Raw genomic sequence first — 20,885 nt, 5'->3', positions numbered from 1 at the left:
ACAGACCTCAGTTAAAGATTGCGAAGCAGGCTGACCATTTCCAGGGCGCCAATGGCCGCCTCGGCACCCTTGTTGCCGGCCTTGGTACCGGAACGCTCGATGGCCTGCTCAATGGTGTCGGTGGTCAATACCCCGAAGGAGATGGGCACATCGGTGTCCAGCATCACACTGGCCACACCCTTGGTGCATTCACCGGCCACGTAATCAAAATGCGGCGTACCACCGCGGATCACCGCACCCAGGGCCACGATGGCATCGGGCTTGCGCTTATGGGCCACCTGCTTCACCGCCAAAGGCAGCTCGAACGCGCCGGGCACACGGATCACTTCGATGTTCTTTTCTGCCACGCCGTGACGCACCAGGGCATCGATGGCGCCGGTTAACAGGCTTTCCACCACAAAACTGTTGAAGCGGGCCACCACGATGGAGAACTTGGCATCGGTTGCGCGAAAATCACCTTCCACTACGGTTACGTTTGTCATGTTGTTACCTTTTCCCAATCAATTTCGTAATTAAAAACACGTTACTGGGTTACGTCGCTTTCGACGTACTCCACAATTTCCAGATCAAACCCGGACAGGGCGTTGAACCGCATGGGCGAGCTCAACAGGCGCATTTTGCTCAGCCCAAGATCCCGCAGAATCTGCGAACCGGTACCGATGGTGCGATAAATGCCGGTGCCATCGCCGGTGGTGGGGCGGGCCGGGCTGCGACCGGAGAAGAAACCGTCCACCAGGTCTTCGATGTTGTGGCTTTCAAAGGAATCCCCCAACAGCAGCACCACACCCGGTTCAGAATGCGCACCCAAAAAGCTGAGGGATTTGGACAGGTTCCAGCCACTGGACTTTTCCTTTACGGCCATCATCAGATCCCGCAGCGGGTCGGCCACGTGCACCCGCACAAAGGGCGCATCCACTTTGCTCACATCCCCTTTCACCAGCGCCACATGCTTCTGGCCATCGATCAGGTCCCTGAACAACACCAGGTCAAAATCGCCGTATTGCGTGGGCAGGGATTCCCGTCGCACCTGTTCCACCGTACGCTCGTTGACGGTGCGGTAGTGAATCAGGTCTGCGATGGTACCGATTTTCAGGCCGTGTTCCTGGGCGAACTTTTCCAGGTCCGGACGCCGGGCCATGGTGCCATCTTCGTTGATGATTTCCACAATCACAGAAGACGGCTCCAACCCTGCCAGACGTGCCAGATCGCAACCGGCTTCCGTGTGCCCGGCACGCCGCAACACACCACCGGGCTGCGCCATGATGGGGAACACATGGCCCGGCTGCACGATGTCGGAGGGTTTCGCATCCCGTGCCACCGCCGCCTGCACGGTGCGGGCGCGGTCGGCTGCGGAGATGCCGGTGGAAACCCCTTCTGCCGCCTCGATGGACAGGGTGAAGTTGGTGCCGAACTGGGAGCCGTTGGCGCCGGACACCATCAACGGCAGGTTCAACTGCTGGCACCGGTCGCGGGTCATGGTGAGGCACACCAGGCCGCGGGCATGTTTGATCATGAAGTTGATGTCTTCCGGCCGCACCATGGTGGAGGCCATCACCAGATCACCTTCATTTTCACGGTCTTCGTCATCCATCAGGATCACCATCTTGCCGTGACGAATGTCTTCAATCAGCTCTTCAACTGTGTTCAATTGCATATATCAAGCCTTACTTTAAAAAACCGTTTTCCGCCAGAAAGCTCATGGTGATGTCACCACCGGCTTTGGGGTCCGCCGCTTTGTCGCCCAGCAGCATGCGTTCCAGATAGCGGGCAATCACGTCCACTTCCAGGTTCACTTTCACGCCGGGCTGCCATTGCCCAACCGTGGTTTCCTGCACAGTATGGGGCACGATGTTCAAATCGAATATGACACCACTGACCGCATTCACCGTCAGGCTGATCCCATCCACACAGATGGAGCCTTTGTGGGCGATGTACTTGGCCAGCTCGTCCGGTGCTTTCACCTTGAAATGAATGGAGCGGGCGTCTTCGGCACGGGACACAATCTCACCCAGACCGTCCACATGACCGGACACCAGATGCCCGCCCAAACGGGTGGTGGGAGTCAGCGCTTTCTCCAGGTTTGCCGGGGAACCGGTCTTCAACTGGCTGAAGCTGGTATGGTTCAGGGTCTCCAGGGACACGTCGGCCCAGAACCCGTCCCCGGGCAGATCGATCACCGTCAGGCACACACCGTTGACGGCAATGCTGTCCCCCAGTTTCACATCACCCAGGTCCAACTTGCCGGTCTGGATGCGCAGGCGCATATCTCCGCCCTTGGCTTCCATGTTGGCAATCCGGCCCACCGCTTCAATGATCCCCGTAAACATGTCAAGGTCTCCAGCTATAGGTCATACGAATGTCCTGGCCGATCTGGCGCAGGTCCGTTAAGTGTAGTTCCCGGGCGTCACCCATGGACTCAATGCTGAAATCCAGCACCGGCCGGGCGCTGCTGCCCATGAGCTTGGGGGCCATATAACAGACCCACTGATCCACTAACCGGTGCCGGGCAAAGGCTCCTGCCAGCACCGCGCCGGCCTCCACCAGCACTTCGTTCACTTCGCGCCGGGCCAGTGCCTGCAACAGCGCCTGCAGATCCACCCGCCCCTCTGCCTCCGGCAGCGTCATAACCTCCGCTCCAGCGGCCTCAAGGGCCTGTATTTTCTGAGAATCAGGCCGGGCGCAGGCAATCAGGGTGTGGCCGGGCTGGGCCAGAATGCTGGCCGTAACCGGAGTACGCAAGTGGGAATCCACGATCACCCGCAGAGGCTGCTTGGGGGCAAAACCCACAGGCCAGCTCCAACCCGCCAGGTTATCGTCACCGGCCAGGGCCTCGGGCCACAGCTCCGGGCGCACCGTCAACGCAGCGTCGTCGGCAATCACGGTGTCCACGCCGGTGATAATGGCTTCACAGCGAGCCCGCAGGCGTTGCACATCAGCACGGGCGGCGGCTCCTGTTATCCACTGGCTTTCCCCACTGGCCATGGCCGTGCGACCATCCACACTCATGGCGGATTTAACCCAAACCCAGGGCAGGCCGGTGCGCATGCGTTTGTTGAATCCGGGATTGATGCGTTCTGCCTGATCCTGCAGCAAACCGCAGGCAGTCTGAATGCCGGCCGCCTGCAGCCGTTGATGGCCGCGGCCGGACACTTGGGGATTGGGATCTTGCATGGCACTGACGACCCGGGCCACACCGGCCTGAATCAGAGCTTCGGCACAGGGTGGGGTCTTGCCATGATGGCTGCAGGGTTCCAGGGACACATAGGCGCTCGCGCCGCGGGCCGCAGTGCCCGCCTCACGCAGGGCGTTGACTTCGGCATGGCCCTCACCGGCGACCTGATGCCAGCCCCGCCCCACCACTCGGCCGTCCTTCACCACAACGCAGCCCACCCGTGGATTCGGATGAGTGGTATACAGACCACGCCACGCCAGCCGGATTGCCTCGGCCATATGCTGGTGATCGGTACGGGTAAAGAGCGCTGCGGTCATGGAATAGGGCCACTACCTGAAAATTCGGCCGCAGAGTATACCACAGCAACTGGACTATTTAACGCTGTTGATTTTGCCGTTTTTCTGCAGGCGGGCGATCTCATCCGAGAACTGGCTGATGTCCTGGAAGTCCCGGTAGACGGAGGCAAAACGCACATAGGCCACCTGGTCCAGCTCCCGAAGGGCCTCCATGACCTCCTCCCCGATCACCCGTGACGGCAGCTCCCGCTCCCCAGTGGCCCGCAGCTTGTGGCAGATCTTGGTGACCGCGGCCTCCACCTGCTCCACCGCCACCGGACGCTTCTCCAGGGCCCGCTGGATGCCGCTCCTGAGCTTATTTTCGTCAAACGGCTCACGGGTACCGTCGGATTTCACCACTTTCGGCATCAACAGCTCGGCGCTTTCGTAGGTGGTAAAACGCTCATTACAGGCCAGGCATTCCCGGCGGCGGCGCACCTGATTGCCCTCTGCAACGAGGCGGGAATCAATAACCTTGGTGTCATCGGCGTTACAGAATGGGCAATGCATGGAAATTCCTGTGGATGGATCAGTGTAGCCGGGTCAGTAAAGTGGGCGAATCATACCGCAAAATATACCTACATGGGCAAGATATACCTATATGGGAATGGCGGTTTTATCCACCACTTTGCGCATCACAAAACTGGAATGCACGCCGGACACCCCTTCAATACGGGTGAGCTTGCCCAGCAAGAAAGCCTGGAAGTGATCCATATCCCGCACCACCACTTTCAATAGGTAATCCGCGCTTTGCCCGGTGATCAGATAACAGGATTGCACCTCGGGGAAGCCGGCCACCTGCTCTTCAAAGTGGGCAAAACGCTCCGGCGTGTGCTTATCCATCGAGATCTGGATCAGGGCGGTCATTTTCAGGCCCAGCTTGTCCGGATTCAGCAGTGCCACATAGCGATCGATGAGCCCGTCCTCCTCCAGTTGGCGCACCCGGCGCAGGCAGGGGCTGGGGGACAAGCCAATGCGTTCCGCCAAATCCTGGTTGCTGATGCGGCCATCGGCCTGAATCTCTTCCAATATGCGCTGATCGTACTTGTCCATTGCTGACCTTTTCCCCAACAAACAATAATAATTCAATATTAACAGTATATTTGGAATAATATTCTTCTCAAGACCAAAAACAACGCTATTTTCGCAATCTTATTTCCCGCCTGATGCCATAGACTGTGTTGCATCAGGTCGCCGCCCGTATCCACCACCCCAGAGAAGCTCACAAGGCAACTCAGCCGGTAGTGGTTCCCCTGCTTACCCGGCAGGATGTTGGCAAGGCAATTCACCCCAGGCCCGGGCCAGACCTCTTTCATTCGCAATCCCCAGGCACAACCTTGACGGAGTTCCACCATGTCCTTCGACCATCGCAAATACATGCCCTATTTGCCCATCCAGTTGACCGACCGCACCTGGCCCAACCAGGTCATCAGCCAGGCCCCCGCCTGGTGCAGCGTGGACCTGCGGGACGGCAACCAGGCGCTGATCGAGCCCATGACGGTGGAAGAGAAAAAACGCCTGTTTGCCCTGTTGGTAAAGGTGGGCTTCAAGCAGATCGAGGTGGGCTTCCCGGCGGCGTCGCAACCGGATTTCGACTTTGTGCGGGCCATCATCGAGGACGGCATGGTGCCGGACGATGTGGCCATCCAGGTGCTCACCCAGTCCCGTCCGGAATTGATCCAGCGCTCCTTCGAAGCCTTGCAGGGGGCCAAAAAAGCCATTGTGCATCTGTACAATTCCACCTCCCCCGTGCAGCGCAAACAGGTATTCGGTTTGGATAAAGCCGGCATCCTGGACATCGCCGTGCAGGGCGCCCGCCTGATCAAGTCCGCAGCGGAGCAGCACCCGGATACCCAATGGCAGTTTCAGTATTCACCGGAGAGCTACAGCGGCACCGAACCGGATTTCGCAGTCGAGATCTGCAATGCTGTGATCGACGTATGGCAACCCAGCGCGGACAACAAAGTCATCATCAACCTGCCCGCCACCGTGGAGATGACCACCCCCAATGTGTATGCGGACCAGATCGAGCATTTCTGCCGCCATGTGAGCCAGCGCGAAAACGTCATCGTGTCACTGCACACCCATAATGACCGGGGCTGTGGTGTGGCCGCCGCCGAACTGGGCGTGATGGCCGGCGCCGACCGGGTGGAAGGCACCTTATTGGGTAACGGCGAGCGCACCGGCAACATGGACATCGTCACCATGGCCATGAATTTATACAGCCGCGGCGTGGACCCCGAGCTGGATTTGTCCGGCATGGATGAGATCATCTCCGTGGTACAGGACGTCACCAAGATTCAACTGCATCCCCGTCACCCTTACGCCGGGGACCTGGTTTACACGGCCTTTTCCGGCAGCCATCAGGATGCCATCCGCAAGTGCCTGACCCAGCGCCAACCACAGGATTTGTGGGATGTTGCCTACTTGCCTATCGACCCGGCGGACCTGGGCCGCAGTTACGAGGCGGTGGTGCGCATCAACAGTCAGTCCGGCAAAGGCGGCGTGGCCTTTGTGCTGGAAAAAGATCACGGCATCGTGCTGCCCCGCTGGATGCAGATTGCCTTGAGCCGAGTGGTGCAGGGGGACGCGGAGCAGAGCGCCGGAGAGATCCCCTCGCAACGAATCTGGACGTTGTTCCAGCAGCACTTTATGGTGCAAAGCCCCATGGCGGTGAAATCCTATCGTCTGGAGCATATTGAGAACGAACAGATCAACTTTGTGGTGGAGTACAAGGGTGAGCTGATCAGTGTCGACGCCATCGGCAATGGCGCCCTGTCTGCCTTTTGCAACGGTTTGAATCAGCACTTCGGCCTGAACCTGGATGTGCTGGACTATGAAGAGCACAGCCTGCAGCACTCCACCGAGAGCCAGGCCGCCGCCGCTGTGCAGGTACATTGCCTGGGCGGCCGCTATCAGGGTGCCGCCATCCACGAGGACAGCCTGCTGGCGTCCATGAACGCCATCGTGGCTGCGGTCAACAACGCGCTGGCAGAGCAGGCAGTGCAGGTGGCCTGATTCCCCCAGGCTCCCGGCTGCCATGCTGCCCATAGAGTGCTAAGGTTAGGGTAAGCGCATCAAAAAAGCCGGGAGCGACGCCTTGCCCAACCAGACCCTGCAGCAAATTCAGGCCGTTTTACACAGCGGATTCCCCAAGCTGCACTTTCCCGCTGAGCTGGAACAGGCGTATCAACAGCAACACCTGACCCAGGCCATTCTGACCCTGCGCCGCAACATCGCCTATGTGTTCGCCATCTATGCGCTGCTGGGGATCGGCATCTTCGCCCTGATCCCCAACGACACCCTGGGCATTTGGCCTTACCTGCATCTGACGGTGGGCGTTTTCGTGGTGGTCGGGGGTGGCTGTGCGTTCATTTCCCGGCTCGATCCCTGGCACCAATACTATGCCGCCCTCTGCGCCTGTGGTGGCATCACCATGACCATCATCGGCCCCTATTATCTCGACAACGCCATCATCAAGGACATCGCCCAGATTGGCACTCTGTATGTGGTGATCATCGCCTACACCTCCCTGGGTCTGCGTTTCATACCCGCCTGCATCGGCAGCTGGCTGGCGGGGGTGGTGAGCCTGATCTATGCGCTGGTGGCTGACCTGCAACTGGACTGGCTGGTGTTCCATGAAATGTTCACCGGCGCCAACCTGATGGGCATGATCATGGCCTATCTGGCGGAACACCGGAACCGCACCGTGTATCTGCAATCCCGATTACTGGAGCTGGAAAAACAGAACAGCGAGGAAATGGCCCGGGCCATGGAAAAGATGTCACGGGAAGATGGACTCACCGGACTGGCCAACCGACGCTACTTCGATCTGGTGTATGAGCGGGAGTGGCGCCGTGCCCAGCGTTACAGCACGCCGATCGCGGTCATGTTCATCGACATTGACCACTTTAAAAAGTACAACGATTTTTACGGGCACCAGCAGGGCGACATCTGCATCAAAACCATCGCTGACATCATCGGCGCCCAGGCCAAGCGGGCGGCGGAACTGGCGGCCCGCTATGGCGGGGAGGAGTTCGTGGTGATCTATCCGCAAACCAACATCGACGTGCTGAAAAAAATCGGCGAGCGGACCCTGGCCGCCGTGCGCAACGCGCACTTACCGCACCAGGTTTCCGATACTGCAGACATCGTTACGGTGAGCATTGGGCTGGCCTGCTGTGTGCCAACCCAAAGCACGGACATGGAGGCACTGCTGAAATTGGCGGACGAAAATCTTTACCGGTCGAAAGCAAACGGGCGCAATCAATCCACCTTTTCAGCACTGCCCCTGGAGTAAATTACGTTAGGGATAGGTGGCGCCGGGGAACACTTGCATCAGGTAATCCTGCAATGGCATTAACGGCGTCGAATTGGGGTAACCGAATTTATCCACATAGTGCACTGCGATCTGGTAATCCATCTCGGTTGGACTGATGGGGAAGGACTCAATCTGCAATGACACAGCATCAAACTGATCCGCATCCATTGGACCAAACGGCGCGGGAATCGCAAACACACGATTGCCATGCCCCATCCAGTCTGCTTCTATCTTGAAACCATAATTGCCGTACATGGGCGTGATCACGTCGGTGGGATTGCGGTACAGTTTTAACTGCAGATTCTTGCCGCCCACCGTCAGCGACGTCTCATCCGCCAGGGGATTGGGGGTAATATCCATCAAATTACCATGGGCCTGGAAGGTTTCCATGCCGAAGCTGTGGGATGGCTGATCCAGATTGCTGTTCTGTTCCACCACAAACAGCCTGATCTCCATATTGGAGTGATTACTGATGGGCTCCATGGCATGCACTTCCACCAGAACCTGTTTGTACACCCAGGCATCATCGACAATGGCGCGATACACATTGCCATCACGGGAGAAATTCTTCACCACCAGGTCGGTCGCGTGTTGAAAATCCAGGGTCATCTGTTCCAGTTCTATTTCCGGATTGAAGTCTTTTTTTACGGCCTGTACAGAGATTTTATTCAGCTCGTTCAGATTCAGGTTGGGATACAGGGGCTGGTAATAGTGCCCCGGCATAACAATTTCATACTGATAAGTAGAGCCCGCTTGCAGCAGTGGACTGGACAGCGCCAATGACGCCCCGATTAGCGCGCAGCTGATCTTATTCATGATGGCTTCCTTGTGTTGAGTAAAAAATCCCTAAATGTGCGAAGGGAATGAAATACCGCGATTACCGCCCATGAGTGGTTGATCGCCGTAAAATCCGGCTGTACTCAGTGTATGAAAGGAAGAACCGGGCTGCCGGTCAGTAGAGGCATTTTCTTTAAATGGTGCACGCTTTCGGCGCAAGCGAAGTCACAGTCTGGACAATTTATTCCACGGAAAATAAAAAACGGCACATGAGTGCCGCTTTTTATTTTTACTGTCCAGTGCTTACCAGACAATAATATTACCGAGATTACTGGCCGTACACCGGATACTTGGCGCAGACCGCTTTGACCTTTTCACGCACCTGGGCGATCAGCTCTTCATTGTTCAGGTCTTCCAGGATATCGCACATCCAGCCGGCGAGTTCTTTCACTTCCGCCTCCCCAAAGCCACGTCGGGTAACCGCTGGGGTGCCGATGCGCAGGCCGCTGGTCACGAACGGAGAGCGGGGGTCGTTGGGCACCGCATTCTTGTTCACGGTGATGAAGGCTTTGCCCAGGGCGGCATCCGCATCCTTACCGGTGATGTCCTGTTTGATCAGGGACAGCAGGAACAGGTGGTTGTCGGTGCCACCGGACACCACATCATAGCCCCGCTCGATGAACACGTTGGCCATGGCCTGGGCGTTCACCACTACCTGCTTCTGATAGGCCTTGAACTCGTCGCTCATGGCTTCCTTGAAGCACACTGCCTTGGCCGCGATCACGTGCATCAACGGGCCACCCTGACCACCGGGGAATACGGCGGAATTCAGTTTCTTTTCCAGCTCTTCGTTTTTGCGGGCCAGGATGATACCACCACGGGGGCCACCCAGGGTTTTGTGGGTGGTGGAGGTGGTGACGTCTGCGATCTGCACCGGGTTGGGGTATACACCGGCCGCCACCAGACCGGCCACATGAGCCATATCCACCATCAGGTAGGCGCCCACTTCATCGGCAATGTCACGGAACTTCTGCCAGTCCATGGTGCGGGAATAAGCGGAGAAGCCCGCCAGAATCATTTTCGGCTTGTGTTCACGGGCCAGCTCAGCCACCTGGTCATAGTCCACTTCGCCGGTGGCGTGGTTCAGGCCGTATTGCACCGCGTTGTACATTTTGCCGGAGAAATTCACTTTGGCGCCGTGGGTAAGGTGACCACCCTCGGCCAGGCTCATGCCCAGCACAGTATCACCGGGGTTCAGCAGGGCCATGTAGACCGCTGCGTTGGCCTGGGAACCGGAATGGGGCTGCACGTTGGCGTAGTCGGCACCAAACAGTTCCTTGACCCGGTTGATGGCCAGCTCTTCCGCGATATCCACGTACTCACAGCCGCCGTAGTAGCGCTTGTGGGGATACCCTTCCGCATATTTATTGGTCAGAACGGAGCCCTGAGCCTGCATCACGCGGGGACTGGTGTAGTTTTCGGAAGCGATCAACTCGATGTGTTCTTCCTGGCGCTGTTTTTCAGCCTCCATGGCTTCCCACAACTCGGGATCAAAATCGGCAATATTCATATCGGCTGAAAACATGGTCTCTCCCGCATTTCACTGGCTAACTGGATACTAAACTAACAATACTTGGCCTATGGAGCGGCCTAAATGAGGGCGGTATTGTACATAAAACCCCGCCCCTGGGCACATGAAACTCCCGCCGGACATCATCAATTTTCTTCATGTTTTCCAAATCAGATTAGTCTGGCTTGGGCAGATGCTTCACATGCAGGTCCAGCTGCGGGAAGGCGATCTCGATACCCAGCGTCCTGAACCGCTTGTCGATGGCCGTATGCAGTTCGTGAATCAGCACCAGGCGTTTGGAGAAGTTGGCCACAAAGCCACGTAACTCAAAGTCCAGGGAGCTGGCCCCAAAACCCAGGAAGAAGGCCGACGGCGCCGGTTCTTTCAGCACAATGGGGTTGGCCTGGGCAATCTCCAGCAGGGTTTTGGCCACCAGGTCCGTATCGCTGCCGTAGGCCACCCCCACCTTGATCACCACCCGGGTGGTGCTGTCGCTCAGGGTCCAGTTGATGAACTGGTTGGTAACGAAGGTCTTGTTGGGAATGATCAGCTCTTTCTGGTCCCAATCGGTGATGGTGGTGGCGCGCATGCGGATCTGGCTCACGGTACCGCTCAATTCGTTGATGGTGACCGTATCGCCGATGCGGATGGGGCGCTCAAACAGGATGATCAGACCGGAAATGAAATTGGCGAAAATCTCCTGCAGGCCGAACCCCAGCCCCACCCCCAGAGCCGCCACCAACCAGCCCAGCTTGCTCCAGTCCAGGCCAATCATGCCGGAGATGATCATCACCCCGGCGGTTATCACCAGGTAACGGGCGGTGGTGGTGATGGCAAAGCGGATACCGGAATCCACTTTCAGCCGCTGCAGAATCAGCACCTCAATCAGTCCCGGCAGGTTTTTCACACCCACATAACTGATCATCACCGCCAGGGACACCGCCAGCAGCGTTTCCAGGGTGACGGTCTTGGATTCCACACCGGTATCGCTGGCAACGGTGTATGTCCAGAGTTCGATTTCCTGGAAGATCTGAATCGCCTGGAAGAAATCCTGCCAACTGAGATAACAGACCACAGCAAACAGTGAGAATGCCACCACTCTCAGCAGCGCCCGGTTCTGCTCGCTGATGGTGGCCACATCCAGGGACGGCAACTCCAGCTCGGGAACCGCTTCACCGGATTCTCCAGCCGCCTCCTGCTGCTCTTTGGCTTTGCGCTGGGCATCCCGCTTTTCAATCGCGCGGGCGTAGGCCAGCTTGCGCTCCAGCACCGCAAACCAGCGCATCAGCACCTGTTCCAGTATAAAAATGAAGAAACCGTAGGTAATGGTCTGGTACATCAACACCATGATTTCCATGGCACTGAAACTGTAGCCCTGCACCGAGAGCGCCACCAGGGAGGCTGGAATCAGCACACAGACCCAGAACAGCCCCCGATTCCAGCGCTGATACCAGTGTTGGCTTTTGCCACCTTCCTGCTGGGTGATGCCCAGCCGGGGGCTGAACATGCGGGCGCAGAACAACACAAACAACAGCGCCACCAGCAGGAACGCGGCCCGGCCCAGAATCCCGGAGTGGAAGTCATCCCCCTCCCGCCAGACCACAATAAAGATGAAGGCACAGGGTAACTGCAGATACAGCAACGGCAACCAGCGCTGCACCGCCGCAATGGCCGAAGCCCGCCAGCGGAAATGCTGCACCGCCAGGCCATTGGGTTCCACCAGGTGGCGAACGAACTCAATCAGTGACAGCCAGCGGGCCAGAACCAGCAGGGCGGAACCCACCCCCAGGCCAAACAGCGAGGTATCGTTGCTGGCCAATAACGGATACGCCAGTACCACCAGGGCAAAGGGGATTGGCAAGGCCAGCAGAATAGTGCCCAACAGGCTTTCCAGGGTGTAACGGAAACGGTCCTTGGTGACGTTGCCAATCTTCTGGGTGCCGTACTCCAGGCGCTGGATCACCTTGCGTCGCCCGCCCACATAAATCGCCGCGACCACCAGCAGGGCCAACAGTGGGTAGATGGGTTGAATCAGCCACTGATACCAGATCCGGAACGGCTCGGTCCAGGGCTGTTCCATCGCGAACCAGCGGATACTGCCGGGCAACAGCGACACCCAGTTCCAGTCCAGTGGTGTGGCGCTGCGGCGCCAGAACAGTTTCTTGTTGAGCAGCTCGTAGAATTGCCGCCGCTCCTGCAACTGATCACCCTGCAACAGCTCCAGATTGGTGAGGTTCACCACATAGTCGGCGTTGATCTCCACCAGCTTGGTCAGCAAAGTGGCCCGGCTTTCATATATCCGGTTAAGATCCTCTTTCACCTGTTCGACCTGCAGGCCGGACTCCTGCAGCCGCTTTTCAATGGTCTGGCGGCGGGCCGTATCCGTGCGCACCCCATGCAGTTTTTCATCCAGTTTGAACTGTTCCAGCCGGGCCCGGGAAATGTCCTGATGCAGCGTGGTACTGGATTCCTGCTCGCGGATTTTGGCCTGCAATAACTGGCGCTGACGCAACAGATAATCGTCCACATACTGATGGTATGAGGTCAGCTCCAACTGCTGCTTGGCCACCTCAAATCGATAGCGGATATCCTGCAGCTCCTGCTTGCCCGCCACCAACTCGTCGGTAACACGGTTCAGGTCTGCCGTGCGGCTCACCAGCAGATCCTTGAGCCGCTGATTTTCCTTCAGCTCCTCCGCCAGTACCGGGGGCAACTGTTCGTATCCGCCCTGCAGGATGACGCTGGTGTCCTGGTGTTCGCCGGCGGTTTGCAGACGCCGCTCGTCCCGCTCCTTGCGCAACATCTCCAACGCTGATTTCAGCATCTCCATGCGCATGAACAGCAGGTCGCGATTAACCGTATAGAGGTCCAGCAGCTTCTGGTAGCCTTCGAGCCGGTTCTGGGCCAGGGCTTTACGCAGGTTGGCGTTCGTCAGCTGCTGCTTTAACACCCCGGCCTGCAGGGCTTTGACGGATTCATTTTTGAGGCTGCTCTGCTGGTCGCGCAGTTTTTGTTCCAGCTCCTGGGCCTGCTTCTGGGCGGCTTTCACCTCCTCCCGGGCCTGGCTGGGCAGGGCCTGCTGCTCCCCAATCTGAGCCAGCACATAGGACAGGCTTTCCTGTAAGGCTTTAGCCTGGGCATCCAGCAAGGCAATGGCATTCTCCAGGCCATTGTCCGATTTCGGTACCGGGCCCTGGCTGGAGCGCTGCTCCAGCTGCTTGATCTCTTTGCGCAATTGATCCGCCAAGCCGGGGGCCGACTGGATGTCGTTCTTCACCGACTGGATGCTCTGTTCCAGGGAGGAGGTAATGGTCTGCTGCTCCGCCAATTCCTTGCGCAGCAAATCCAACTCTTTGCTCACCGCCTCCACCTGGGAGGTCTCCTCGGCCGGAGCCGACACCCCCACGCCCAGTTGCCCCAGGCCCGGCAGCGCCCACAGCCAGAGCACGAGGCCCAACACTACGCTCAGTCCAAACCCTTTACCCGGTCTCACACAGTCTCCTACCATTGTTGTTTACACTGCCTCATTTGAGGGCATGCCAGCCCCCGCCACGGCTCCGTCGGCGCGGTTTGCATCAGGCTCACAATTGGGGTAGCGTACGCCACAATTCCCACCGACAAATGACTAGTAACTTTCCTGTTATGGCGCAATATATATACACCATGCATCGGGTATCCAAAGTGGTACCCCCGAAACGTGAAATCCTCAAAGATATCTCCCTGTCTTTCTTCCCCGGCGCCAAAATCGGCGTGCTGGGTCTGAACGGAGCCGGCAAGTCCACGCTGCTGCGCATTATGGCAGGAGTGGATAAAGAGTTCGATGGGGAAGCCCGCCCCGCCACCGGCATCAACATCGGTTACCTGCCTCAGGAACCCCAGCTGGACGAGACCAAGGACGTGCGCGGCAACGTGGAAGACGGCATCCGTGAAATCAAGGACGTGATGACCCGCTTTGACGAGATCAGCATGAAGTTCGCCGAGCCCATGTCCGACGATGAAATGAACGCGCTGCTGGAAGAGCAGGCCGAGTTGCAGAACAAGATCGACGCCTGCAACGGCTGGGACATAGAACGCACCCTGGAAATTGCCGCCGACGCCCTGCGCCTGCCCCCCTGGGAAGCCGACGTCAGCAAGTTGTCCGGGGGGGAAAAACGCCGGGTGGCCCTGTGCCGCCTGCTGCTGTCCAGCCCGGACATGCTGCTGCTGGACGAACCCACCAACCACCTGGACGCGGAATCCGTGGCCTGGTTAGAGCGCTTCCTGCACGAATACAAAGGCACCGTGGTGGCCATCACCCACGACCGCTACTTCCTCGATAACGCCGCCGAGTGGATTCTGGAACTGGACCGCGGTCATGGCATCCCCTGGAAAGGCAACTACTCCTCCTGGCTGGAGCAGAAAGACGAGCGTCTGGCCCAGGAAGCCAAGCAGGAGGTTTCGCGCCAGAAAGCCATCAAGGCTGAACTGGAATGGGTACGCTCCAACGCCAAGGGCCGTCAGGCCAAGAGCAAGGCCCGCATGGCCCGCTTTGAAGAACTGTCCAGCCAGGAAGCACAAAAGCGCAACGAAACCCAGGAGCTGTTTATTCCGGTGGCAGAACGGCTGGGGGATGACGTCATCGAATTCCGCAACGTCACCAAGGCCTTCGGTGACCGGGTGCTGTACGACGATCTCAGCTACACCATTCCCAAGGGCGCCATCGTGGGCATCATCGGGCCCAATGGTGCTGGTAAAACCACCATGTTCCGCATGATCGTGGGTGAGCAGCAGCCGGACAAAGGTGAAGTGCATCTGGGTGAAACCGTGGACCTGGCCTACGTGGATCAATCCCGTGATGAGCTGGACGGCAACAAGACCGTTTGGGAAGAGGTGTCCGACGGCCTGGACATCATCAAAGTGGGCTCGTTTGAAATGCCGTCCCGCTCTTATGTGGGGCGTTTCAACTTCAAGGGCTCCGATCAGCAGAAGCGGGTGGGTGAGCTGTCCGGTGGTGAGCGTAACCGCTTACACCTGGCCAAGCTGTTGCGCAAGGGCGGTAACGTGTTGCTGCTGGACGAACCCACCAACGACCTGGATGTGGAAACCCTGCGGGCTCTGGAAGAAGCGCTGCTGACCTATGCCGGCACCGCCATCGTGATTTCCCACGACCGCTGGTTCCTGGACCGGATCGCCACCCACATTCTGGACTTTGAAGGTGAGGAAGGGGTGGAATTCTTCGAAGGCAACTTCACTGAGTATGAAGCCTACAAGAAGAAGAAATATGGCGAGGAGTCGGTGCAACCCAAGCGCCTCAAGTATAAAAAGCTGAGTTAAACGCCCTGCTCGCCCGGTGCTTGCCTGATAAAAAAACTGCCGGAACAGCCGGCAGTTTTTTTATGACCGAAGACGTTACTCGTCGTCGATATCGCTCCAGTCATCGTAATCGTCCAGGTCGTGTTTCAGGCGACGCTGTTCCATTAACGCTTCGATCTTGCGCAGATAATCACCGGAACGTTTACTTTTCGATTCCAGGCGCTGCTCAATTTCGCCGTCAATGTCATCCATCATTTCCTCATCGATATCATCGATGTACTGGGTATCTTCTGATGTGGATGTCGTTCTCATAACCCCATACCTCTACAGCAAATTCTTTTCAGAGATGTGAAACCATGCGTTGGCCGGTCCGTTCGCCGAATATTCCCTTAAACCTATGACACTTTCATCTTTTAATTATTAACGCAGCATCAAAATTTTTTATAGTGAAAATTTGTGGTTTTTAGATGTTTTTCCCATGCTCGGCCGCCGTATTATTCAATAAATAACCAAGTACGTACTCGTTTCACAACGTTACAAAAACGCCACGCTGCCAACTTGAAAAATCAGCAATTTCGGCGTTTTATGAAAGATTGTCTATGCTGTAAAGAGATGAACCATCTTTAACCAGAAGAGCGTAGGGCCATGATCGAAAAACGCCACTTTACACGCATCGCCTTTGATGCCAGCGCACGCCTGACCCGTGGTGATAGCGACTGGCCCGCCAAACTGATGGATATATCCCTGAAGGGAGCACTGCTGGAACAACCCGCGGGCAGCGCCCTGGAAAAAGGTGACCCGGTGTCGCTGTACCTGTTGCTCAGTGATGAGGAAACGGAAATTCGAATGGAGGGCCACGTGGCCCATCTGGAGAACCAGCACGTGGGCATCGCCTGCGATCATATGGACGTGGACAGCGCCTCCCACCTGCGGCGGATTGTGGAGCTGAACACCGGCAATGAAGCCTTACTGGAACGGGAGATCGAAGCCCTGGTGAACTTCGCGGCACACTGAAGACGGTAACTTCAGGTCAGAGCGCGTCCAGGGCCTGTTCCAGACGGGACACTGCCACCACTTCCAAGCCTTCGATGGGCCCCTTGGGCTGATTGCCTTTCGGCACGATGGCGCGGGTGAAGCCATGCTTGGCGGCCTCCCTCAGGCGCTCCTGACCGCTGGGTACGGGGCGGATCTCACCGGATAACCCCACCTCCCCGAACACAATCAAGCGGGTGTCCAGAGCCAGATTGCGCAGACTGGACACCACCGAAATCAACACCGCCAGGTCAGAGCCGGTTTCCAGTACCTTGACCCCACCCACCACGTTGACGAAGACATCCATGCCCATGGTGGCCACCCCGCCGTGCCGATGCAGCACCGCCAGCAACATGGCCAGCCGGTTCTGGTCCAGCCCCACCGCCACCCGCCGCGGATTGCCCAGCTGGCTGTCATCCACCAGGGCCTGCACTTCCACCAGTAACGGGCGACTGCCCTCCCGGGTCACCATCACGATGCTGCCGGGGATCGGCTGCTCGTAGCGGGACAGGAAAATGGCGGAGGGATTGCTTACTTCCCGCAGGCCCTTGTCGGTCATGGCGAACACCCCCAGCTCATTCACGGCGCCGAACCGGTTCTTGACCGCCCGGATCATGCGGAAGCGGTTGTCCTGCTCGCCCTCAAAATACAGCACGCTGTCCACCATATGCTCCAGCACCCGCGGGCCCGCCAGGGCGCCCTCTTTGGTGACATGGCCCACCAGGAACAGCGCCGTGCCCGTCTGTTTGGCAAACCGTACCAGGGCAGCGGCGCACTCACGCACCTGGGATACGCCCCCCGGCGCCGAGCTGAGCCCTTCGGAGTACACGGTCTGAATGGAATCCACCACCATCACCTTGGGCTGCTCCCGGTTGGCGGTGGCCAGGATGTTTTCAATGCTGGTTTCCGACATCAGGCGCAGCTGGTCCATGGGCAGGTCCAGGCGCTTGGCGCGCAGGGCCACCTGCTGCAGGGATTCCTCACCGGTGATGTAGAGCGCAGTCTGGCGGCTGGCCAGATGGGTCATGGTCTGCAGCAAGATGGTGGATTTGCCGATGCCCGGGTCACCGCCGATCAACACCACCGAGCCATCCACCAGGCCGCCACCCAAGACCCGGTCCAATTCCCCGGTCCCCGTGGGGGTGCGGGGTTCCTCCACCAGATTCACCTGCGCCATGGTGGTGACCTGGCGGGCCTCACCGGCCCAACTGGTTTTGCCGCCGCGGTTGGCCGCCATGCCCCGGTCCGGGTTGAACTCCGACAGGGTATTCCAGGCGCCGCAGTCAGCGCATTGCCCGGCCCATTTGGGGAACACGCTGCCACAGTCACTGCACACAAATTGGGTTTTTGCTTTTGCCATTAACTGATCACCCGCAAGCACACCAGCGCACCGAAGTAGTAAGCCGGCACCATCAACAGAACACCCAGCAGCCAGGCCCCTGAATTGGGCTGTAGCTCGGAATCTTCCGACATTTCAAAATAGTCCGGCAGTTTCTGTTTCAGGCGTTTCAGAGAATACAGATCCCAGAACAGCACAAACCCGAACAGCAACAACACGGAGGGGGAATGAAAGGGCACCGCGTCCGGCATCCAATAGGAAAAGACAAACGCCACACTGAGCAGGGTGGACACCAGGCCGCCCACCGGGTGCAACCAGTCCTGCTCAATACGGCGCAACATCAGCACCCCCACCGGCAGGGAGACCACCATCAACGCCACGTAGAGGGTCACCCACAACGGCATCAGAGGGCTCCGGCATCCTGATAATGGCGTTCCACCCGCCCGGTGACCTGGCACAGCAGCTCGTAATTGACCGTGTTCGCCCAGCGCGCCACGTCTTCCACCGGCAACCCCGGCCCCCACAGGGTGACCGGTGTGTTGGGCCCCGCACCAGGCAGCGCAGACACATCCACCGTAATCATGTCCATGGAGACCCGCCCCACCACCGGGCAGCGCTGGCCCTGGATCAAGACCTGAGCCTGGAGCCCAAGATGACGGGGGTATCCGTCCCCATAACCGATGGCCACCACCGCCACGTCTGTAGCCCGGGTGGCCGTCCAGGTGGCGCCATAACCGACGCTTTCCCCGGCGGCGACCATGCTGCGGGATATGATGCGGGATTGCAGGTGCATGGCCGGCAGCAAACCCAGCTCGGCGGCGCTGCGACCGGCAAAAGGCGACGCCCCATACAGCATCAGGCCAGGTCGCACCCATTCATGCTGGAAATCGGCCCGGTCCAGCAGGGCTGCCGAGTTGGCCAGACTGGCCTGGCGGGCCGCCACTGCGGCTTTCAGATGCTGGAAGCGCTCACCCTGTTGCTGATTCAGTGGATGTTCCGGCTCATCAGCACAGGCCAAGTGGCTCATCAACACCACTTCACGCACATTGTCACTGGCCTGCAATTGCTGCCAGAACAGGGCGCAACCGTGCTCTGCCATACCCAGGCGATGCATGCCGGTATCCACTTTGAGCCAGACCGTTACCGGTTGCGGCAGGCGGGCTTCCAGCAACATACTCAGCTGCCAGGGCTGATGCACCACCAGGCTGAGGCCGTACTCTGCTGCCGCCTGCAACTGCTCCGGGTTGAAGACGCCTTCCATCAGCAGCACCGGCCGCTGGAGGTCCGCGCGCTTCAGAGCCATGCCTTCCTCGAAGGTGGCCACGCCCAAGGCATCACTGCTGGGGGCCAATGCCCGTGCCACCGGCAGCAGGCCATGGCCGTAGGCATCGGCCTTCACCACCCCCAGCACCTTGCTGTGGGGCGCATGCCGGCGCACCCGTTCCATATTGTGGCGCATGGCCGCCAGGTCAATGACGGCCCGGGTTCCTCTACCCAAGCTCAGTAATCTCCATAGGAATCCGGCGCCAACTCGTCAAACCGCGAGTATTTGCCGATAAACGCCAGGCGCGCTTTGTCGATGGGGCCGTTACGGTTCTTGCCGACGATGATTTCCGCAATGCCCTTGTCTTCCGAATCTTCGTTGTAGACCTCATCCCGATAGATAAACATGATGATGTCCGCATCCTGCTCGATGGCGCCGGATTCCCGCAGATCGGACATCACCGGACGCTTGTTGGGGCGCTGCTCAAGGCCCCGGTTCAACTGGGATAAAGCTATTACCGGGCAATTCATTTCCTTGGCCAGGCCTTTCAGGGAGCGCGAGATTTCAGAGATCTCGTTGACCCGGCTTTCCGCACCGGGCACCTGCATCAACTGCAGGTAATCCACCAGGATCAGTCCGATTTCACCCTGCTCCCGCGCCACCCGTCGCGCCCGGGCCCGCACTTCAGTGGGGCTGAGGCCGGCGGAGTCGTCAATATAGAGCTTCTGCTCCGCCAGGATGCTGACGGCGGAGCTGAACCGGGGCCAGTCCTCCTCCTCCAGCTTGCCGGTGGTCACCCGGGTCAGGTCGATGCGGCCAAGGGAGGCCAGCATCCGCATCACAATCTGTTCCGAGGGCATTTCCATACTGAACACCAGCACCGGCTTGCCCGCCCGGATCAACGCGTTTTCCACCAGGTTCATGGAGAAGGTGGTTTTACCCATGGCCGGACGGGCCGCCACGATCACCAGCGCCCCGGGGCGCAAGCCGGAGAACGTCACATCCAATTGCTTGAAACCGGTGGGAATGCCGATGATGGCCTCGTCGGATTTGAACAACTCGTCGATCTTGTCGACGGTTTCCTTCAAGACCAGGTTGATGGGCACCGGGCCGCCCTGCTTGGCGCCTTGCTCCGCGATGCTGAACACCTTGCGCTCCGCTTCATCCAGCAGCTCAGTGGCGTTGCGCCCTTCCGGATGAAAGGCCGCGTCGGCGATCTCATTGGACACCGTGATCATCTGCCGCAATACCGAACGCTCCCGCACGATTTCGGCATAGGCTTTGATGTTGCTGGCACTGGGGGTGTTTTTGGCCAGCTGCGCCAGATAGGCCATGCCGCCACAATCCTCAAGGATACCGGCATTGTCCAGCGCCTCACCCAGGGTCACTACATCAAAGGGTTTGGACAACTCCGCCAGCTGGGCGATGGCGCGATAGATCAGGCGATGGTCGCGGCGATAAAAATCCACATCGGAGAGGATCTCAGAGACATCGTCAAAGGCCCGGTTGTCCAGCATCAGGCCACCGATCACGGACTGCTCGGCCTCGATGGAATGGGGTGGCACTTTAATGGAGGCCGACTGTACGTCGTCATCCAGCGTCAACTCAATGGGTGAATCACTCATGGGGCTTTCGGTACTTTTGGTGGAAGTCGGTTTTCGCTCAAGTGTAAGGGGGGCGGCAAGGCAGTGCAAACAGGCTCAGCCCCGGGTGCCAGCGCCCTGGCCCAGAAACAACAAAACTCCGGCACCACAGGCGGGTGCCAGAGTTTCATACAGGCATG

18 protein-coding genes are annotated in these 20,885 nt (G+C 58.6%); 4 read left to right on the top strand and 14 right to left on the bottom strand.

All coding sequences use genetic code 11. The annotated features are described in order from the left end of the window. Positions 1-11 precede the first annotated feature (11 nt). From ribE to D9N14_RS22265, 6 genes are all read right to left on the bottom strand, one after another. On the bottom strand, positions 12-482 hold the full coding sequence (ribE, locus tag D9N14_RS22290) for a 6,7-dimethyl-8-ribityllumazine synthase (RefSeq protein WP_290584012.1): 471 nt from the start codon (positions 480-482) through the stop codon (positions 12-14). A gap of 41 nt (positions 483-523) precedes the next feature. Next, positions 524-1,654, bottom strand: coding sequence for a bifunctional 3,4-dihydroxy-2-butanone-4-phosphate synthase/GTP cyclohydrolase II (gene ribBA, locus D9N14_RS22285; protein ID WP_290584010.1), 1,131 nt, complete (start codon positions 1,652-1,654; stop codon positions 524-526). Positions 1,655-1,664: 10 nt separating this feature from the next. Continuing rightward, positions 1,665-2,327 (bottom strand): riboflavin synthase, encoded by a 663-nt coding sequence (locus tag D9N14_RS22280; protein WP_290584008.1) that lies wholly within the window; start codon positions 2,325-2,327, stop codon positions 1,665-1,667. A gap of 1 nt (position 2,328) precedes the next feature. Continuing rightward, entirely contained in the window at positions 2,329-3,489 is a 1,161-nt protein-coding gene (gene ribD, locus D9N14_RS22275; protein ID WP_290584006.1) for a bifunctional diaminohydroxyphosphoribosylaminopyrimidine deaminase/5-amino-6-(5-phosphoribosylamino)uracil reductase RibD, read from the bottom strand. A 54-nt stretch (positions 3,490-3,543) separates the two neighbouring features. Then, positions 3,544-4,017, bottom strand: coding sequence for a transcriptional regulator NrdR (gene nrdR, locus D9N14_RS22270; RefSeq protein ID WP_290584004.1), 474 nt, complete (start codon positions 4,015-4,017; stop codon positions 3,544-3,546). 87 nt (positions 4,018-4,104) lie between these two features. Further along, entirely contained in the window at positions 4,105-4,560 is a 456-nt protein-coding gene (locus D9N14_RS22265; RefSeq protein ID WP_290584002.1) for an Lrp/AsnC family transcriptional regulator, read from the bottom strand. A gap of 300 nt (positions 4,561-4,860) precedes the next feature. On the opposite strand from D9N14_RS22265, the gene leuA reads away from it, so the two are divergent. Both leuA and D9N14_RS22255 read left to right on the top strand, forming a co-directional pair. Continuing rightward, positions 4,861-6,525 carry a 2-isopropylmalate synthase gene (gene leuA, locus D9N14_RS22260; protein WP_290584000.1) on the top strand — a complete coding sequence of 555 codons (1,665 nt, stop codon included), beginning with the start codon at positions 4,861-4,863 and terminating at the stop codon, positions 6,523-6,525. An 82-nt stretch (positions 6,526-6,607) separates the two neighbouring features. Then, on the top strand, positions 6,608-7,807 hold the full coding sequence (locus D9N14_RS22255) for a diguanylate cyclase (RefSeq protein ID WP_290583998.1): 1,200 nt from the start codon (positions 6,608-6,610) through the stop codon (positions 7,805-7,807). Between the two features lie 6 nt (positions 7,808-7,813). Here D9N14_RS22255 and D9N14_RS22250 read toward each other — a convergent pair whose 3' ends face one another. From D9N14_RS22250 to D9N14_RS22240, 3 genes are all read right to left on the bottom strand, one after another. After that, positions 7,814-8,644 (bottom strand): hypothetical protein, encoded by an 831-nt coding sequence (locus D9N14_RS22250; RefSeq protein ID WP_290583996.1) that lies wholly within the window; start codon positions 8,642-8,644, stop codon positions 7,814-7,816. 289 nt (positions 8,645-8,933) lie between these two features. Beyond that, positions 8,934-10,190 carry a serine hydroxymethyltransferase gene (gene glyA / locus D9N14_RS22245; protein ID WP_290583994.1) on the bottom strand — a complete coding sequence of 419 codons (1,257 nt, stop codon included), beginning with the start codon at positions 10,188-10,190 and terminating at the stop codon, positions 8,934-8,936. A gap of 160 nt (positions 10,191-10,350) precedes the next feature. Then, positions 10,351-13,668: a mechanosensitive ion channel domain-containing protein gene (locus D9N14_RS22240; RefSeq protein WP_290583992.1), complete on the bottom strand. Its 3,318-nt coding sequence runs from the start codon at positions 13,666-13,668 to the stop codon at positions 10,351-10,353. 149 nt (positions 13,669-13,817) lie between these two features. Between D9N14_RS22240 and ettA the strand changes: the two genes are divergently transcribed. After that, positions 13,818-15,488: an energy-dependent translational throttle protein EttA gene (ettA, locus tag D9N14_RS22235; protein WP_290583990.1), complete on the top strand. Its 1,671-nt coding sequence runs from the start codon at positions 13,818-13,820 to the stop codon at positions 15,486-15,488. Positions 15,489-15,563: 75 nt separating this feature from the next. Here the strand turns inward: ettA and D9N14_RS22230 are convergent, their stop codons facing one another. Further along, positions 15,564-15,779 (bottom strand): PA3496 family putative envelope integrity protein, encoded by a 216-nt coding sequence (locus D9N14_RS22230; RefSeq protein ID WP_290583988.1) that lies wholly within the window; start codon positions 15,777-15,779, stop codon positions 15,564-15,566. 333 nt (positions 15,780-16,112) lie between these two features. Between D9N14_RS22230 and D9N14_RS22225 the strand changes: the two genes are divergently transcribed. After that, positions 16,113-16,481, top strand: coding sequence for a PilZ domain-containing protein (locus D9N14_RS22225; RefSeq protein ID WP_290583986.1), 369 nt, complete (start codon positions 16,113-16,115; stop codon positions 16,479-16,481). A 16-nt stretch (positions 16,482-16,497) separates the two neighbouring features. Here the strand turns inward: D9N14_RS22225 and radA are convergent, their stop codons facing one another. Genes radA through dnaB form a run of 4 tightly spaced genes read right to left on the bottom strand, consistent with a single transcriptional unit; the run spans position 16,498 to position 20,727 of the window. Beyond that, positions 16,498-17,859 (bottom strand): DNA repair protein RadA, encoded by a 1,362-nt coding sequence (gene radA / locus D9N14_RS22220; protein WP_290583984.1) that lies wholly within the window; start codon positions 17,857-17,859, stop codon positions 16,498-16,500. Further along, a complete protein-coding gene (locus tag D9N14_RS22215) occupies positions 17,859-18,242 on the bottom strand; it encodes a hypothetical protein (RefSeq protein ID WP_290583982.1) in 384 nt (127 codons plus the stop codon). Before D9N14_RS22215 ends, radA begins: the two co-directional genes overlap by 1 nt. Continuing rightward, positions 18,242-19,336: an alanine racemase gene (alr, locus tag D9N14_RS22210; RefSeq protein WP_290583981.1), complete on the bottom strand. Its 1,095-nt coding sequence runs from the start codon at positions 19,334-19,336 to the stop codon at positions 18,242-18,244. Before alr ends, D9N14_RS22215 begins: the two co-directional genes overlap by 1 nt. Before the next feature lie 2 nt (positions 19,337-19,338). Continuing rightward, positions 19,339-20,727 carry a replicative DNA helicase gene (gene dnaB / locus D9N14_RS22205; RefSeq protein ID WP_290583979.1) on the bottom strand — a complete coding sequence of 463 codons (1,389 nt, stop codon included), beginning with the start codon at positions 20,725-20,727 and terminating at the stop codon, positions 19,339-19,341. Between the last annotated feature and the right edge of the window lie 158 nt (positions 20,728-20,885).

Origin of the sequence: Ketobacter sp. (assembly GCF_003671495.1) — a bacterium.
Classification (GTDB): Bacteria; Pseudomonadota; Gammaproteobacteria; order Pseudomonadales; family Ketobacteraceae; genus Ketobacter.
Note: the sequence above shows the minus strand (reverse complement) of the source record. Positions and strands in the feature narration are given on the sequence as shown.

Coding starts and splice junctions, on each gene's coding strand:
- ribE (WP_290584012.1), bottom strand. CDS start 482: ATGACAAACGTAACCGTAGTGGAAGGTGATTTTCGCGCAACCGATGCC.
- ribBA (WP_290584010.1), bottom strand. CDS start 1,654: ATGCAATTGAACACAGTTGAAGAGCTGATTGAAGACATTCGTCACGGC.
- D9N14_RS22280 (WP_290584008.1), bottom strand. CDS start 2,327: ATGTTTACGGGGATCATTGAAGCGGTGGGCCGGATTGCCAACATGGAA.
- ribD (WP_290584006.1), bottom strand. CDS start 3,489: ATGACCGCAGCGCTCTTTACCCGTACCGATCACCAGCATATGGCCGAG.
- nrdR (WP_290584004.1), bottom strand. CDS start 4,017: ATGCATTGCCCATTCTGTAACGCCGATGACACCAAGGTTATTGATTCC.
- D9N14_RS22265 (WP_290584002.1), bottom strand. CDS start 4,560: ATGGACAAGTACGATCAGCGCATATTGGAAGAGATTCAGGCCGATGGC.
- leuA (WP_290584000.1), top strand. CDS start 4,861: ATGTCCTTCGACCATCGCAAATACATGCCCTATTTGCCCATCCAGTTG.
- D9N14_RS22250 (WP_290583996.1), bottom strand. CDS start 8,644: ATGAATAAGATCAGCTGCGCGCTAATCGGGGCGTCATTGGCGCTGTCC.
- glyA (WP_290583994.1), bottom strand. CDS start 10,190: ATGTTTTCAGCCGATATGAATATTGCCGATTTTGATCCCGAGTTGTGG.
- ettA (WP_290583990.1), top strand. CDS start 13,818: ATGGCGCAATATATATACACCATGCATCGGGTATCCAAAGTGGTACCC.
- D9N14_RS22230 (WP_290583988.1), bottom strand. CDS start 15,779: ATGAGAACGACATCCACATCAGAAGATACCCAGTACATCGATGATATC.
- D9N14_RS22225 (WP_290583986.1), top strand. CDS start 16,113: ATGATCGAAAAACGCCACTTTACACGCATCGCCTTTGATGCCAGCGCA.
- radA (WP_290583984.1), bottom strand. CDS start 17,859: ATGGCAAAAGCAAAAACCCAATTTGTGTGCAGTGACTGTGGCAGCGTG.
- D9N14_RS22215 (WP_290583982.1), bottom strand. CDS start 18,242: ATGCCGTTGTGGGTGACCCTCTACGTGGCGTTGATGGTGGTCTCCCTG.
- dnaB (WP_290583979.1), bottom strand. CDS start 20,727: ATGAGTGATTCACCCATTGAGTTGACGCTGGATGACGACGTACAGTCG.